The sequence below is a fragment of the Xanthomarina sp. F1114 genome (assembly GCF_026410255.1).
Classification (GTDB): domain Bacteria; phylum Bacteroidota; class Bacteroidia; order Flavobacteriales; family Flavobacteriaceae; genus Xanthomarina.
Genome location: NZ_JAPMLL010000005.1, coordinates 176758 through 191754 on the forward strand (window position 1 = coordinate 176758; position 14997 = coordinate 191754).

17 protein-coding genes are annotated in these 14997 nt (G+C 31.2%); 8 read left to right on the forward strand and 9 right to left on the reverse strand.

Annotated features, from left to right (window positions below):
• Positions 1–52 precede the first annotated feature (52 nt).
• Complete coding sequence (gene dapA / locus OS188_RS05660) at positions 53–940, reverse strand: 4-hydroxy-tetrahydrodipicolinate synthase (RefSeq protein ID WP_267147858.1); 888 nt, start codon at positions 938–940, stop codon at positions 53–55.
• On the reverse strand, positions 937–1503 hold the full coding sequence (locus OS188_RS05665) for a DUF6913 domain-containing protein (protein WP_267147859.1): 567 nt from the start codon (positions 1501–1503) through the stop codon (positions 937–939). Before OS188_RS05665 ends, dapA begins: the two co-directional genes overlap by 4 nt.
• 30 nt (positions 1504–1533) lie before the next feature.
• On the opposite strand from OS188_RS05665, the gene OS188_RS05670 reads away from it, so the two are divergent.
• Entirely contained in the window at positions 1534–2295 is a 762-nt protein-coding gene (locus tag OS188_RS05670; RefSeq protein WP_267147860.1) for a 5'-nucleotidase C-terminal domain-containing protein, read from the forward strand.
• 87 nt (positions 2296–2382) lie between these two features.
• Positions 2383–3300 (forward strand): bifunctional metallophosphatase/5'-nucleotidase, encoded by a 918-nt coding sequence (locus tag OS188_RS05675; RefSeq protein WP_267147861.1) that lies wholly within the window; start codon positions 2383–2385, stop codon positions 3298–3300.
• Here OS188_RS05675 and OS188_RS05680 read toward each other — a convergent pair.
• The 6 genes from OS188_RS05680 to OS188_RS05705 all read right to left on the reverse strand — a co-directional run bounded on the left by OS188_RS05680 (position 3290) and on the right by OS188_RS05705 (position 9215).
• The gene (locus tag OS188_RS05680) at positions 3290–3796 is read right to left on the reverse strand and encodes a hypothetical protein (protein WP_267147862.1); all 507 of its coding nucleotides are present in this window, start codon (positions 3794–3796) and stop codon (positions 3290–3292) included. The genes OS188_RS05675 and OS188_RS05680 overlap by 11 nt on opposite strands.
• Before the next feature lie 414 nt (positions 3797–4210).
• Positions 4211–4939, reverse strand: a complete 729-nt coding sequence (locus tag OS188_RS05685) for a hypothetical protein (protein ID WP_267147863.1) — start codon at positions 4937–4939, stop codon at positions 4211–4213.
• 172 nt (positions 4940–5111) lie between these two features.
• The gene (locus OS188_RS05690; RefSeq protein ID WP_267147864.1) at positions 5112–5804 is read right to left on the reverse strand and encodes a hypothetical protein; all 693 of its coding nucleotides are present in this window, start codon (positions 5802–5804) and stop codon (positions 5112–5114) included.
• Positions 5805–5907: 103 nt separating this feature from the next.
• Positions 5908–7902 carry an NAD-dependent DNA ligase LigA gene (ligA, locus tag OS188_RS05695; protein WP_267147865.1) on the reverse strand — a complete coding sequence of 665 codons (1995 nt, stop codon included), beginning with the start codon at positions 7900–7902 and terminating at the stop codon, positions 5908–5910.
• Between the two features lie 3 nt (positions 7903–7905).
• Complete coding sequence (prmC, locus tag OS188_RS05700; RefSeq protein ID WP_267147866.1) at positions 7906–8781, reverse strand: peptide chain release factor N(5)-glutamine methyltransferase; 876 nt, start codon at positions 8779–8781, stop codon at positions 7906–7908.
• A complete protein-coding gene (locus tag OS188_RS05705; protein WP_267147896.1) occupies positions 8778–9215 on the reverse strand; it encodes a GNAT family N-acetyltransferase in 438 nt (145 codons plus the stop codon). Before OS188_RS05705 ends, prmC begins: the two co-directional genes overlap by 4 nt.
• An 86-nt stretch (positions 9216–9301) precedes the next feature.
• Between OS188_RS05705 and ribD the strand changes: the two genes are divergently transcribed.
• The 4 genes from ribD to OS188_RS05725 are packed head-to-tail and all read left to right on the forward strand — an operon-like array spanning position 9302 to position 12445.
• Positions 9302–10315 carry a bifunctional diaminohydroxyphosphoribosylaminopyrimidine deaminase/5-amino-6-(5-phosphoribosylamino)uracil reductase RibD gene (ribD, locus tag OS188_RS05710; RefSeq protein ID WP_267147867.1) on the forward strand — a complete coding sequence of 338 codons (1014 nt, stop codon included), beginning with the start codon at positions 9302–9304 and terminating at the stop codon, positions 10313–10315.
• Positions 10316–10353: 38 nt separating this feature from the next.
• Positions 10354–10965, forward strand: a complete 612-nt coding sequence (locus OS188_RS05715; RefSeq protein ID WP_267147868.1) for an HAD family hydrolase — start codon at positions 10354–10356, stop codon at positions 10963–10965.
• On the forward strand, positions 10962–11825 hold the full coding sequence (locus tag OS188_RS05720; RefSeq protein ID WP_267147869.1) for an EamA family transporter: 864 nt from the start codon (positions 10962–10964) through the stop codon (positions 11823–11825). Before OS188_RS05715 ends, OS188_RS05720 begins: the two co-directional genes overlap by 4 nt.
• Positions 11825–12445, forward strand: a complete 621-nt coding sequence (locus OS188_RS05725) for an IMPACT family protein (protein WP_267147870.1) — start codon at positions 11825–11827, stop codon at positions 12443–12445. Before OS188_RS05720 ends, OS188_RS05725 begins: the two co-directional genes overlap by 1 nt.
• Here the strand turns inward: OS188_RS05725 and OS188_RS05730 are convergent.
• On the reverse strand, positions 12442–12840 hold the full coding sequence (locus OS188_RS05730; protein ID WP_267147871.1) for an acyl-CoA thioesterase: 399 nt from the start codon (positions 12838–12840) through the stop codon (positions 12442–12444). The genes OS188_RS05725 and OS188_RS05730 overlap by 4 nt on opposite strands.
• A 182-nt stretch (positions 12841–13022) precedes the next feature.
• On the opposite strand from OS188_RS05730, the gene dnaA reads away from it, so the two are divergent.
• Together dnaA and OS188_RS05740 are read left to right on the forward strand one after the other, a co-directional pair.
• Positions 13023–14450 carry a chromosomal replication initiator protein DnaA gene (dnaA, locus tag OS188_RS05735; RefSeq protein ID WP_267147872.1) on the forward strand — a complete coding sequence of 476 codons (1428 nt, stop codon included), beginning with the start codon at positions 13023–13025 and terminating at the stop codon, positions 14448–14450.
• A 33-nt stretch (positions 14451–14483) separates the two neighbouring features.
• A complete protein-coding gene (locus tag OS188_RS05740; protein WP_267147873.1) occupies positions 14484–14939 on the forward strand; it encodes a low molecular weight protein-tyrosine-phosphatase in 456 nt (151 codons plus the stop codon).
• Positions 14940–14997 lie beyond the last annotated feature (58 nt).

Below are 14997 nucleotides of genomic sequence, written 5' to 3' on the forward strand. Positions count from 1 at the left end.
TTTAAGCTAAAATAAACGCTTAAACACGCTTTATTTAAGGTTTAAGGATAATTTAACTTTTTTGCAATTTTTTTATAAATCCTTCTATCTTCAGTTTTAAGGAATCTGTAGCTGGAACTAAAGGTAATCTTACGGTATCTTTACAAAGTTTTATTTGCTCTAATACAGCTTTAATTCCCGACGGATTGTTTTCAGAAAAAATTAAAGAAATTACATCCAAAAATTGATAATGAATCTTATAAGCTTGATTAGAGTTACCTTCTAATCCTAATTTAATCATTTTTGAAAACTCTTTAGGAAAAGCTTGACCTATAACCGAAATCACTCCTACTCCACCCGCTAAAGTTACCGGTAAAGCTAGATCGTCATCGCCTGAAATAATTGAGAAATTTTCTGGTTTATTTTTAATTAATTGAAAATATTGTCCTAAACTTCCAGCAGCTTCTTTAATAGCAACAATATTATCAAAGTCTGTGGCTAATCTAATTACTGTTTCTGGCAACATATTAGAGGCTGTTCTTCCAGGAACATTATATAAGACTATAGGTCTTGGTGAGGCCAAAGAAATAGCTTTAAAATGCTGGTAAATCCCTTCTTGAGTAGGCTTACTATAGGCTGGAGAGACCGACAAAATTGCGGAAATATGCGTGAAATCTGTTGATTTTAATTCTTCAAGTACATCGGCTGTATTGTTTCCTCCAATTCCCAAGACTAACGGCACACGATTGTTATTAGTTTTAACTATAGTAGCAATTATCTCTTTTTTCTCCTCCTTTGTAACAGTAACACTTTCTCCTGTTGTTCCACTAATTACTATATAATTGGTTCCGTTTTCTATATTAAAATTTACAATACTTCTTAAGGCTTCATGATCGACACTTAAGTCGTTTTTAAATGGTGTTATAATGGCAATCCCTAAACCTGATAATTTGTTTTTCATGAATGTAATTTATTTAATACGTTTAAATATTTTTTTAATTCGGTTTTAAAAAGATCTAAATTCTCTAAATCGGCTTTAATAATTAAATCGTTAATCCGTTTATCCATTTGAAAAACACCTACTTTAAATGGTGCTTTAGAGGCTGCAGTTAAATATTTTAACTCCAATACATCTGTTGCGTAATAACTAATTAACATATCGAATTCAGTATCTAAAAAAGCTTGTAATTCGGTGTTATTTATTCTACCATTCCATGTAAAATCTTTCGTATTATAGCAAGTATCCCAAGAATAGTCTAACTTATCTTTACTTTCTGTAAAAGCAATAATTTTCAGCTTATTAGACCTTACACTTATGGTTTGAGCCAAGGATTTTAAAGCTTCAAAATCGGTAGTTTCATCAGCGTTTAAAATTATTCCTATATGTTCTATTTTATCAGTATTAAAACGTGTTTCTCGTTTTTTTAAAATACTATTTAACTTCTTTTTTATAGATTTTTCTTTTAAACCCTTTAAAATCATTATATATTTATACTTTGTTACAAAGGTAGTAAAAGTACTCACAAAAAATTATTAAAACACACATGTTTCATCATGAACTTTAAACCTCTTTTTACACTAGTTTTTATTACATTTATTGTTGGTTGCAAACAAGAAACGCAACATTTAACACGAATTGAAGGAAAGCAAATTCCTATTACAGATAGCTTAGAAACAGACGAGAAAATTGAGAGCTTTATAAAACCTTATAGAACTCATTTAAATAAAGATATGGACAGTGTAATTAGCTATGCTGCCGATACTTACTCTAAAAGTGATGGAGAGTTAAATACGGCGATAGGAAATCTATTTGCCGATGTTATGTTTGAGGAAGGAAATCCTGTTTTTAAAAAACGAACAGGAAAAGATATTGATATGGTTCTGGCCAATCATGGAGGTATTCGTGCCATTATTTCCGAAGGCAATATTACAACCAGAACAGCTTATGAAATAATGCCATTTGAAAATAGCATTGTTGTTGCTCCAATAAAAGGGAGTCAAGTAAACCAAATGATTGCTTATTTGCTTAGGGCAAAAAGAGCACATCCTATTTCTAAATTAAAAATTGCCGTAGACAAAGACTATCAGTTAATAGAAGCAACTATAAACAACAAACCAATAGACACCTCTAAAACATATTATGTTGCCACTAACGATTACCTATATGACGGAGGAGATGGCATGGATTTCTTTCATCCAAGCGATACTTTATATGTGTTAAATTACAAAATACGAAATGCTTTTCTAGATTATTTCAAGAAACACGATACAATTAATCCTGTGCGCGACGACAGGTTTATAAAGTTAGAAGAGTAGTAATTATAAAGCTTTCGTAAGGATCTGATATATTAAAAGCAATCGAAGTCGAAGAATGACAACTAAAAAATAATTTATTTTAAACTCATGAAAAGGAGAAATTTTATTCAAAAAACATCTGCAGCAACAGCTTTAGTAACCGTAGGAAGTTTAGGGCTATCATCTTTTGCATCTACTAAAAACGCGACAAAAATTACCATACTACATACCAACGATGTCCATAGTCATATCGATCCTTTTGGCCCGGAAGACGGCAGAAACCCAAATAAAGGAGGTGTTGCTAGAAGAGCAAGCCTGATTCAGGATATTAGAAATGAAAACCCAAATACACTTTTATTAGACGCTGGAGACATTTTTCAAGGCACCCCATATTTTAACTATTACGGGGGTGAATTGGAGTTTAAACTTATGAGTAAGTTAAAATATGACGCAGCAACTATAGGAAACCACGACTTCGACAATGGTATTGATGGCTTATACGCGCAACTACCTCACGCTGAATTTGATTTTATTTCTGCCAATTACGATTTTAAAAACACCATCTTAGACACACACGTTAAACCTTACAAAATATTTAATAAAGCTGGTATAAAAATTGGTGTTTTTGGAGTAGGTATAAAATTAGATGGACTAGTTTTAAAAGACCTCTACAAAGAAACTGTTTACCATGATCCTATTGAAATTGCTCAAGATATGAGTAGAATACTAAAAGAGGAAGAACAATGCGATTTGGTTATCTGTTTATCTCATATTGGTTATAAGTATAGAAATAACCCTGATAAGCCTAGCGACTTAAAGCTTGCGGCTAACACAAAAGATATTGATTTAATTATTGGCGGACATACACATACCTTTTTACCTAAGCCAACGGTTGCCCAAAATATTGAAAATAAAAATGTTCTTGTAAATCAAGTGGGCTGTTTTGGTATTAATTTAGGACGTATAGATTTTACTTTTGATGCTGACAAAAACAAATCGGCAAATGGCGCTTCTATTATTGTCTAGTTAAGCTATAAGTGGTCTTTGATGGTATAAATTCTGAAGTTAATTTATTACTAACCGGATCTCTTTTACGCAATCTATTTTCTCCAATAACAAAGTTGAACAGAAAGAATAAACCAACCAAATGCAAGGTATGGTTTAACATAACAAAACTCCAATTGTAGATATAGTAATTACTTATATAGTGTAGAATATCTGAAAACACAAAACTTAATGTAGTAAATAAAAATAAAATAGCCTGCTTGGTATCTGAGCTTAAATAAACAATAAACGAAACAAATGCCAACACCAACAACGAGATACTTTTAGCCACAAACAAATTAACCTCTGTTGTATCGATAATTTGAGTTTTTACAACTACAAATAATTCGTATAGAAAGTACGAATTTATACTTATCACAATCAGTAAATAAGCTGCAACTACCTTATCAAATCTAATGCGTTTAATTTTTGATGCTATATAAATTGTAAGAGCTAAATAACTCAAAAAATGCATCAATCCAGAAAATTTTATCAGGGTGTTTTTGTTTAAAAATAATGAAGAAAAATCTCCTATAAAAGACAAAACAAAAAAGACTATAAACAAGTAGTGGACATAGCGATTTTTAATATAATAGAACATTACAAAAATTGGAATAAACAGAGGTCTTGTAATCTGTATCAACATGCTGTTTTCGCTTAGAGAAGCAAGAACATTTAGAATCATCAACAAAAACAGAACACAAAGAAATATCCTGTTGTAACTATATTTTAGCCAGTCTTTCACAGTAATAAACATAAGTAGGTTGACTCAAATATAATTAATTACAACGATATAAACATGCAGTTCATCGAAAAGTATGTTAAAATCTAAAAGAACCGTCTCTTTTATAAATTTAAAGATTCAAGAAATATAATTATAAAGACTGTCCGCTTAGGATTTAATAATCCATTTAAACGTTTTTACACTTCTAGTTCTGGCATGTAAGTAGAAAAAGAAAAATGCCATAACAAATAATAATGTAGAGGTAAAATTAAGTATGTCTGTCTCTGAGATATAAAAATAAGCAACCTGGATAAATTCGGAAAACACAATACATAGGCAACCTATAAATAATAGTAAGGTTTTTTTATTATCGTTATAAGAATAGTTAATTAAGGCGAAAGTTAGCAACAGAAGCATCACTATATTATAAACTAATTCTATATAAATTAAATTAGAATGGTCTATAACTGGATACACAATTGTTATTAACATATAAACAATATAAACATTCAAAACAGCTAAAATACTGAGTGATAATTTATAATTTTTAAACACCTTTTTAAAGTCTAAATCTTTTAAAACTTCAATAAGTAATAAAATATATGCCAATATATAAATGGTGTTTCCTATAACATAATAAGTGTCTAAAGCTGTAGTTGTATCGAGATAAAACTGAGCCACAGTGGATAATTCTGAAATAGAAAAAAGCACTAAAAACCCTGTAAAATAAATTGATTTATCTTTTACATTTATAAAATAAACTAAGGTGATTAACGGAACAATCAGCGATTTGGAAATAGCTGAAACAAGATACTCCCCTTGCACCTGAAAAAGCGCAAAAGAAACACAAAGCATGATAATAAATGCAATTAAAATGTTTGATTTATTTAAAATCATACAATCATCATTTGAAAGCAAATATATACAAATATAGTTATTAATCGGTAAAATACTGCTTTTTATCGATGAAATACATTTGATTTCTCAGTCCAAATATTACAAAAGGGAATAATTAGTAGCAAATCAACCACTTAGAACTATGATTAATGCGCTCTTTAAAATATAATTTTTAAATATAGCTATTAGAACGCGAACTATTATTTTCTTTTACAGTAGCCTGGAAATAAAACAGAAGGAAAGCACTTAATTCTAGCAGTATTGAAACAAACCTAAGTCCAACCATTTCTTCAGAAAGATAAAAATAACCAATCCATAAAAATTCCGAAAAAGTAATAGCTAAACATCCACAAAACAGCAAGAGAGCTTTATTGCTTTCGTTAAGAATATAGTTGAAAAACGACATAGTTAAGATAGCCAAGAGAATAACATTATAAGTTTGTTCTATAATTTGAACTACTATTAAATGATTAGTCTCAAACATAATAGGACTAATTATAGTAACCATAACATACATTATATACACATTGAGCAAAGTAAGAACTACAAAATGGATAGGGAATTTTTTAAGAACCTGTCTCAAGCTTACCGTTTTTACTATTTCTAGCAATAAGAAAACATAGGAGAGCATAAACAAACCATTACAGATAAAATAAACTGTTTCATTATAACTTTGTTGATCGAAAAAATTGATAAGATCTGCTATGGAATATGTCAGTAAAAACAAACTAAAATACAAAGGTTTTTTTTTAACTTTTACAAAATAAAAGACAGTAATAATTGGAGCTATAAGCATTTCTAAGAAGATATCTCCGCTAAAATGAAAAAGCTCAAAAAGAGAATATGCTAAAAAATTATTTGCCATAAAACACTGACTAATTGTTAGTTCGTACGCACAAATATATCTAATAAAATACAATTAATCGGTAAGTAAGCACTCTTTATCGATTAAAATATTTAATTACAGCTTAAGACAGCATTTCCATAAAATCTTGCTCAGTTATTATAGGAATACCCAAATTCTCAGCTTTAGTTTTTTTACTTGGTCCCATATTATCTCCGGCCACTACATAATTGGTCTTTCCAGATATAGAGGAAGACACCTTCCCTCCATTGTCTTCTATTAGTTTTTTAAGTTCATTTCTAGACACTATATGGAAAACACCGGAAACCACAAAAATACTACCATCCAGTTTGTTGGTTTGACTAGCTAATTTTTCTGCAGAAATCTCTAATTGAACTCCAAAACCCTTTAATCTAGCAATAATTTCTTTGTTCATTTCAACATTAAAGAAATCTGTTACACTTTCTGCAATCTTAACTCCTATTTCGTCTACGTTTATTAAGTTATCATGCGTAGCCTCAGCTATTGCATCAATACTTTTATAATGCTTTGCCAGTTTTTTTGCAACTGTTTCTCCAACATATCTAATCCCTAAGGCATATAACACACGTTCAAATGGTATTTGTTTAGACTGCTCGATACCTTGAATTAAATTATCTGCACTTTTTTCGGCCATACGTTCTAAAGGTAAAATTTGTTCTTTGGTTAATTCGTATAAATCGGAATAGTTATCAATCAAATTTTCATTTACTAACAGAGCAACCGTCTCACCACCCAATCCTTCAATATCCATCGCTTTTCTGGAAATAAAATGTTGGATTCTACCAATAACTTGTGGCTTACAACCATTGTAATTAGGGCAATAATGCTGGGCTTCTCCTTCAGTTCTTACTAAAGTTGTATCACATTCAGGACATTGAGTAATATATTTGGTTGGTAGAGAGTTTTCCGGTCTTTTGGTTAAATCTACAGCAATTATTTTAGGAATAATTTCTCCGCCCTTTTCAACAAAAACTTCATCTCCCACACGAATATCTAATTTTTCAATTTGATCCGCATTATGTAACGACGCCCTTTTAACTGTTGTTCCTGCCAACTCCACAGGCTCCAAATTAGCAACGGGTGTAATAGCTCCGGTTCTTCCAACTTGATAACTAATACTGTTTAACCTGGTGGAAACCTGCTCTGCTTTAAATTTGTAAGCAATAGCCCAACGAGGTGCTTTTGCGGTATAACCAAGTTCCTCTTGCTGATATAAATTATTGACCTTAACTACAACGCCATCTGTCTCGTAAGGCAGATTATGTCTATGCTCGTCCCAATAATTTATAAACTCAAACACGGCTTCAATAGAACTTACAAGTTTCGCTGCTTGTGGCACTTTAAACCCCCAAGAACGGGCTTTTTCAAGACCTTCAAATTGGGTGTCGAAATTTAAACTGTTTCCCACAATACTATATAATAAACACTCTAGAGGTCTTTTAGCAACCTCCGTACTATCTTGTAATTTTAAACTTCCAGAAGCGGTATTTCTAGGGTTTCTATATGGTTCCTCACCTATTTCTATCCGTTCTTCATTCATTTTATTAAATCCTTCAAAAGGCAGTACAATTTCACCTCGAATATCAAATTTCTCAGGAAAATCTCCTTTTAATCTTAAAGGCACAGACTTAATGGTTTTTATATTAGCAGTAACATTATCTCCTTGAACCCCGTCTCCTCTAGTAACTGCTCTAACAAGACTCCCCTTTTCATAAGTTAGATTTATTGAGGCACCATCATATTTTAATTCACAAGTAAATTGCAGTTCTCCGTCCACCAACTTTTTAATTCTAGTTTCCCAGTCCAATAAATCTTCTTTGGAATAAGAATTATCTAAAGAGTACATACGTTGCTCGTGAACAAGTGTTTCAAAATTTTTAGTAACCTCTCCTCCCACTCGCTGACTTGGAGAATTAGGGTCAAAAAACTCTGGATGCTTAGACTCCAACTCTTGAAGTTGTTTTAATTTTATATCAAAATCATAATCGCTTATACTCGGGTTGTCTAATACGTAATAATTGTAATTGTATTTATTAAGCTCTTCTCTTAATTGTAAAATCTGTTCTTTAGTAGTCATTTATTAAAAATTTTTTAAGCCTTTTAACATGCGATTATTTCCAAATATATCCAGTTTCAACTCCAAGTCGTTAAAACCCTTTTCCTGTAATAATTGTTTAGTTTCGTTTCCAAGATATTGATTAATTTCAAAAAACAACAATCCGTTATTCTTCAAATTTTCAACAGCAAAATCGGTAATAATCTCATAAAACTTCAAAGGGTCATTATCTTCAACAAACAAAGCTAAATGAGGCTCGTGTTTTAATACATTATTCTTAATTTCCAATTTTTCCAAATCTCTTACATAGGGAGGGTTTGATACTATAACGTCAAACTTTATGTCGAGGTTTTGCGGCCAGGAATTCTTATCTAGGATGTCCGTATTAATCAGGTTTATATCTACTTTATTTAATTCAGCATTTTGTTTAGCTACTTTTAAAGCTTCAGCACTAACATCCACAGCAAAAACCTGAGCATTTGGAAGTTCTTTTGCTAATGATATAGCAATGCATCCAGTACCGGTACCAATATCTAAAATGGTAAAAGGTTGCGAACTTAGAATTTTATGCTTTGAATACTGAATTACAAGCGAAACAAGTTCTTCCGTTTCAGGTCTAGGAATTAACGTGTGTTTATTGACATGAAAAGGAAGTCCGAAAAATTCAGTTTCTCCAATTATATATTGAATAGGTTCTTCTAGCTTTAATCTACTTAAAGCTTCAAATAAAGGTTGTTCTTCTTCTTTTGAGACACTTAATTCTGGCTCTAGAACTAGAGCTATTCTATTAATCTTTAAATAATGTAATATTAAGATATTAAAAATGCTACCTACTTCGTTGGCACCAAAAATAACGTCTAATTCTTCATGAAATATATTTTGAATGTCCTTTAATCTCATAATGCTTTTATCATCCAGACATTACACGAATAATGTCCCGTATTTCCCATTGGTTTATCCAGAGATTTAAACCCCACTTTAGAATATAGTTTTTGTGCTGAAACCATATATGGTAAGGTTTCTAAATAACATTTTTTGAATTTGAAAATTATGGCACTTTCTAAACATTTTTGGATTAGCTTTTTGCCTAAACCGAGTCCTCTTATTTCCTTTAAAAAATACATTTTTTGAAGTTCGCAGATTTGATTCTCAAAACCAGCTAAGGGAGCAATTCCTGCACCACCCACTATCTCCCCTTCTTTTTCAATTACAAAATAAACAGACCTTTCGGCACTATACGTTTCTGTCATTTTATCTAAAGAGGTATCTTCATAAGCTGTTCCTACTTTTGGTGCACCTAATTCTACTAAAACATTTCGAATTACTTCTGCCATTTGTTCATTATCCTCGGTAGATATTTCTCTAATAACAATATTATTGCTCACTTTATTATGTTATTTTTACACTGAAATTTGTCGGGATGAAGATACATGAAAAATACCTAACACGTTGTATTGAAATTGCTAAAAATGGTCTTGGAACTACGGCTCCAAACCCAATGGTTGGCTGTGTAATTGTGTTAAATAGTGAAATTATAGGCGAAGGCTTTACAAGTGCTTATGGTTGTAATCATGCCGAAGTAAATGCTATAGCAGCTGTTAAGGATAAATCTTTATTAAAAAAAGCAACATTATATGTTACTTTAGAACCTTGTAGCCATTTTGGGAAAACTCCTCCATGTAGCGATTTAATAATAAAACACCAGATTCCAAACGTAGTTATTGGAACTACAGACACACATAGCCAGGTTGCAGGAAAAGGTATTGAGAAACTAAAATCTTCCGGCTGCCATGTAATAGTTGGTGTACTTGAAGATAAATGCAAAGAACATCATAAACGTTTTTTTACCTTTCACAATAAAAAAAGACCATATATTATTTTAAAATGGGCAGAAACAGAAGACGGGTTAATTGCCCCTGAAACTAGAGATAAACAAAAACCTGTTTGGATTACCAACGAGCAATCTAGACAATTAGTCCATAAATGGCGTGCAGAAGAACAGGCTATTTTTGTTGGAACTAAAACAGTTCTTGAAGACAACCCAAGTTTAACTGTAAGAGATTGGATTGGAAAAAACCCCATTAGAGTGGTTCTAGATAGAAGAAATAGACTTTCAAAAGATTTTCAAATTTTTAATAATGAAGCCATAACCCTTGTTGTTTCAGAAAATGAAATAGAGTTTTCAACAAATTTAGCCACTAGATTTTGCCATTATTTGCATAAAGAAAACATCCAGTCTATAATTATAGAAGGTGGAAGACAAACACTTCAAACCTTTATAGATGAAAAACTCTGGGACGAAGCTAGGGTTTTTACTGGAAAAGCTATTTTTAACAAAGGTGTTAAAGCTCCCGTTTTTAAAGGAAAACAAATTCAAGAGTTTTCCATTTTAGATGATAAATTAAGAATATATACAAATAAATCAGCCTGCTAAAATTTATTTTTAACAAGCGAGATAGACAAAAAATAAAAATGATTAAAACCCTAATATTCGATTTTGGTGATGTTTTTATTAACTTAGATAAAGAAGGAGCTATGAACCAGGCTCTAGAAATTTTTGAGCTAGAATTCCTTTCAGAAGAAATAATGGCAATTAACAGTTTGTACGAACAAGGCCTAATTTCAACAGAAGAATTTATAGAATTCTATCTAGAAAACTTCCCAGATTTAACCAAAGAAACTGTTTTAGAAGTATGGAATTGCATTTTAAAGGACTTTCCTGTTCATAGATTAGATTTTATTAAGAAGTTAGCCTCAGAAGAGAAATATCAACTTATTTTATTAAGCAATACCAACACGCTACATATAGATTGGATAAAAAACAACGTTACATTTTACGAAGAATTTAAAAGTTATTTTAATGTTTTCTATCTGTCGCATGAAATTAAATTAAGAAAACCCAATGCAGATATTTATCATTTTGTATTAACTGAAAACAATCTGAAGCCGGAATCCTGTCTATTTATAGATGATACTGAAGAAAACACAATAGCTGCAAACAAATTAGGCATCCACACATGGAACATCGATCCTAAAACAGAAGATGTTACTAATTTATTTACCATTAAAAAGAACCTCTTTTGATAGATCTGTTATTAAGCATTCTTGCTTCAACCTTTATTTTTCTACTTTTCAAATTGTTTGATAGGTTTAAAGTAAACACGTTACAAGCCATAGTAATTAACTATATAACTGCTTGTTTCTGTGGCCTGATAACGTCTAAGAACCATTTTAACCTCCAAGAAATAATTTATTCAGAATGGGTTTTTGGCGCTTTAATCTTAGGACTTCTGTTCATTCTTATTTTTAATGTTATGGCTATTACATCACAACTCAATGGAATATCTGTTGCCTCAGTTGCTACAAAAATGAGCCTGGTTATTCCTTTTGTTTTTGGTATTTATATGTATCACGAAAGCACAGGATTCCAGAAGCTTTTAGGAATTTTTCTAGCCTTGTTTGCTGTGTATTTTGTCTCAGTCAAAAAAAACACGCAATTCAACTTTAAAAGCAATCTCATGTATCCTATTATTCTATTTCTAGGAACTGGAATTATAGATACGTCTATAAAATATATAGAGACATCATATATAAAAGAAGGTGGTATACCTATATTCTCTGCAACCATCTTCTTTTTTGCAGCATGTTTTGGGTTTATAGTTTTAATAATTCAAATAATAAAAAAAGAATTCAAATTTAACCCACGAAGCATTCCTGGAGGTATTGCTTTAGGTATTGCTAATTATGCATCCATCTTTTTTATATTAAAGGCATTAAACCATGAGTCTTTAGAGAGTTCTACTATTTTCACTATTAATAATGTAGCCATATTGATTCTTACATCCATTGTTGGGCTATTAGCATTTAAAGAGAAACTATCTATTAAAAATTGGATTGGAATTGGATTGGCAATTATTTCAATCTTATTAGTAACTTTGGCTTAATGAATAAAAAAGACACCTATAAAACCTTAACTAAAGCCTCGAACGAAGTCTTATTTAAAGATAAAAACAGTAAATTTTTCGGCTACGCCTACCCGGCTATTAACGAAGATCAGGTAAAAGAACATTTAGAGACACTAAAAAAACAGCATCATTCTGCCAGACATTGGTGTTATGCCTACCAGTTTGGAACAACTGAAAGTAATCTACAATTCCGAGCAAACGATGATGGGGAACCTAATAATAGTGCAGGCATGCCAATTTATGGGCAAATACAATCTTTTGATGTTACCAATGTTTTAATTGTGGTAGTTAGATATTTTGGAGGTGTAAAACTTGGAGTTGGCGGCCTAATTAATGCGTACAAAACAACAGCTCAAATGGCTTTAGAGAATTCTAGAATCGTAACTAGAACTATTAACAAGCATTTTGAAATAAGTTTTGATTATAAAAACATGAATAAGGTTATGCGTCTTATAAAAGAAAACAATCTAAAAATTGTAAATCAGATTTTAGAATTAGACTGCAAAATTGAAATTTCTGTCCGGTTAAAGGATGCTCAAAAAGCTTTTGAAAGCTTCCAATCTATATTTGAAGTCGAAATAAAAGAATTAGAAAATTAGTCCATTATTTTTTCAAAAATATAGTCTGGACATTTTATCGGTCTTTTAGTTTTCATATCTATAAAAGCTAAAACTGTAGTAGCTATTATTAAAATTTCACCTGCTTGATTTGTAATTTCATAATCAAATTCTATCCTAACTGAAGGAGCTTTTTTGAGTTGAGTTTTTACTTTAAGAACCTCGTCGTAACCGGCTGATTTCTTATAGTTCAAACTCATTGAAACAACAGGAAGCATAACACCATCATCTTCCATTTCTTTATATGAAATACCTTTCTTGCGCAACCACTCGGTACGCCCCATTTCTAGGTATAATGCATAATTTCCATGGTGTACAACCCCCATTTGGTCGGTTTCACCATATCTCACTCTTATTGGTATTTCGTCGAAATTCATATCGGACTTTAGATTATTTTTCGTAGTTTAGGCAAAGCAATAAACATGAGGATAATTTTCTTAATATTCAATAGCAATTGATTTTTTTTTTAAGAAATTTGTTCACATATTTGTCCAGCTATAAAATCAGTCGGAGATTTCATGTCTCTATAATAATTAATCTATAAATCCTTAAAATTATAATGAGTGTAACTGCGCAATCGGTTTGGAACAATTGTCTTGAATTCATAAAAGATAACATTCAGCCGCAAGCATATAAAACATGGTTCGAACCAATCATTGCAGTGAAGCTTACTGATAAATCTTTGAGCATACAAGTGCCTAGTAAATTCTTTTACGAATGGCTCGAGGAACATTACGTAAAAATATTAAAAGTAGCTTTAACTAAAGAATTAGGAGAAACAGCTAAACTTGTTTACATTATAAAAATGGAAAACACTTATGGTAATAAACAACCATTTACTGAAAAAATTCCAAGTTCTAATCGCTCTGCAGTTAAATCTCAGGATGTTGACATTCCCTTAAACAATAAAAGCCCAGAATTAAGAAATCCGTTTATAATTCCAGGAATTAGAAATGTAAAAATTGAATCTCAACTAAATCCAAATTACAGTTTTGAAAACTTCCTAGAAGGCGACTCAAATCGCTTGGCTAGAAGTGCTGGATTAGCTGTAGCATCAAAACCTGGAGGAACATCTTTTAATCCCCTTTTAATTTTTGGTGGTGTTGGTTTAGGAAAAACACATTTAGCACATGCTATTGGTGTAGATATTAAAGATAAATACCCAGAAAAAACAGTTCTGTATATTTCTGCAGAAAAGTTTACTCAACAATATATAGACTCTGTAAAGAAAAATAATAGAAACGATTTTATTCATTTTTATCAAATAATAGATATTCTAATTATTGATGATGTGCAATTCCTTTCAGGAAAAACCGGAACGCAAGATGTGTTCTTCCATATTTTCAATCACTTACATCAAAATGGGAAGCAAGTTATTTTAACAAGTGACAAAGCTCCTGTAGATATGCAAGATATTGAACAACGTTTATTATCAAGGTTTAAATGGGGGTTATCGGCAGAATTGCAAAGCCCAGATTTTGAAACACGTGTGTCAATTCTAAAAAATAAACTATATCGTGATGGTGTGGAAATGCCAGAAGAAATAATTGAATATGTTGCAAAAAATATTAAATCTAATATTCGTGAGCTCGAAGGCGCCATTATTTCTTTAATTGCTCAATCGTCTTTTAATAAGAAAGAAATCACTATAGATTTAGCAAAACAAGTTGTAGAAAAGTTTGTTAAAAACACAAAACGCGAGGTTTCTATAGATTATATACAAAAAGTAGTGTCAGATTATTTCCAGATGGACATTGATACTTTACAATCTAAAACTAGAAAACGTCATATTGTTCAAGCTAGACAATTAGCAATGTTCTTTGCTAAAAAACTTACTAAAGCTTCTTTAGCTAGTATAGGATCTCAAATAGGAAAAAGAGATCATGCCACTGTGCTTCATGCATGTAAAACCGTAGACAACCTTTCTACAACAGATAAACAATTTAGAAAATATGTTGAAGACCTTTCTAAAAAGTTAGCTGTTTAACTAAAAACTTTCCGAAATTACCGGAGTATTACTATGACTAAAATTCTAATGGTATGTTTGGGTAATATTTGCCGTTCTCCTTTAGCGGAAGGCATTTTAAGATCGAAACTTCCCCAAGACAAATTTATTATAGATTCTGCAGGAACTGGAGATTATCATATTGGTAACCCACCTGATCCTAGATCCGTAAAAGTTGCAAACAAATATGGCTTAGATATTTCCACTCAAAAAGGTAGGCAATTTTCAGTGTCCGATTTTGATAACTTCGATTATATCTATGTCATGGACAGCTCTAATTACCAAAATGTAATACGATTAGCTAGAAATAATCAAGATGAGGCAAAGGTTAAAATGATTCTTAATGAAATTTATAAAAATCAAGATCATGATGTTCCCGACCCATACACAGGTGGAATTCAAGGTTTTGAAAGCACCTATAAATTGCTAGATGAAGCTTGCCAGGAAATAGCAACGAAACTCCATATGTAACTGAGAGTTAAGCTCTGTTTTTTTTTATTCGAAATTTTTGTACTTTGTAATACAAAAT

Coding starts and splice junctions, on each gene's coding strand:
- OS188_RS05675 (WP_267147861.1), top strand. CDS start 2,383: ATGAAAAGGAGAAATTTTATTCAAAAAACATCTGCAGCAACAGCTTTA.
- ribD (WP_267147867.1), top strand. CDS start 9,302: ATGAAGATACATGAAAAATACCTAACACGTTGTATTGAAATTGCTAAA.
- OS188_RS05740 (WP_267147873.1), top strand. CDS start 14,484: ATGACTAAAATTCTAATGGTATGTTTGGGTAATATTTGCCGTTCTCCT.
- dapA (WP_267147858.1), bottom strand. CDS start 940: ATGAAAAACAAATTATCAGGTTTAGGGATTGCCATTATAACACCATTT.
- OS188_RS05725 (WP_267147870.1), top strand. CDS start 11,825: ATGAATAAAAAAGACACCTATAAAACCTTAACTAAAGCCTCGAACGAA.
- OS188_RS05670 (WP_267147860.1), top strand. CDS start 1,534: ATGAACTTTAAACCTCTTTTTACACTAGTTTTTATTACATTTATTGTT.
- prmC (WP_267147866.1), bottom strand. CDS start 8,781: ATGAGATTAAAGGACATTCAAAATATATTTCATGAAGAATTAGACGTT.
- ligA (WP_267147865.1), bottom strand. CDS start 7,902: ATGACTACTAAAGAACAGATTTTACAATTAAGAGAAGAGCTTAATAAA.
- OS188_RS05715 (WP_267147868.1), top strand. CDS start 10,354: ATGATTAAAACCCTAATATTCGATTTTGGTGATGTTTTTATTAACTTA.
- OS188_RS05685 (WP_267147863.1), bottom strand. CDS start 4,939: ATGATTTTAAATAAATCAAACATTTTAATTGCATTTATTATCATGCTT.
- dnaA (WP_267147872.1), top strand. CDS start 13,023: ATGAGTGTAACTGCGCAATCGGTTTGGAACAATTGTCTTGAATTCATA.
- OS188_RS05705 (WP_267147896.1), bottom strand. CDS start 9,215: ATGGCAGAAGTAATTCGAAATGTTTTAGTAGAATTAGGTGCACCAAAA.
- OS188_RS05730 (WP_267147871.1), bottom strand. CDS start 12,840: ATGAATTTCGACGAAATACCAATAAGAGTGAGATATGGTGAAACCGAC.
- OS188_RS05690 (WP_267147864.1), bottom strand. CDS start 5,804: ATGGCAAATAATTTTTTAGCATATTCTCTTTTTGAGCTTTTTCATTTT.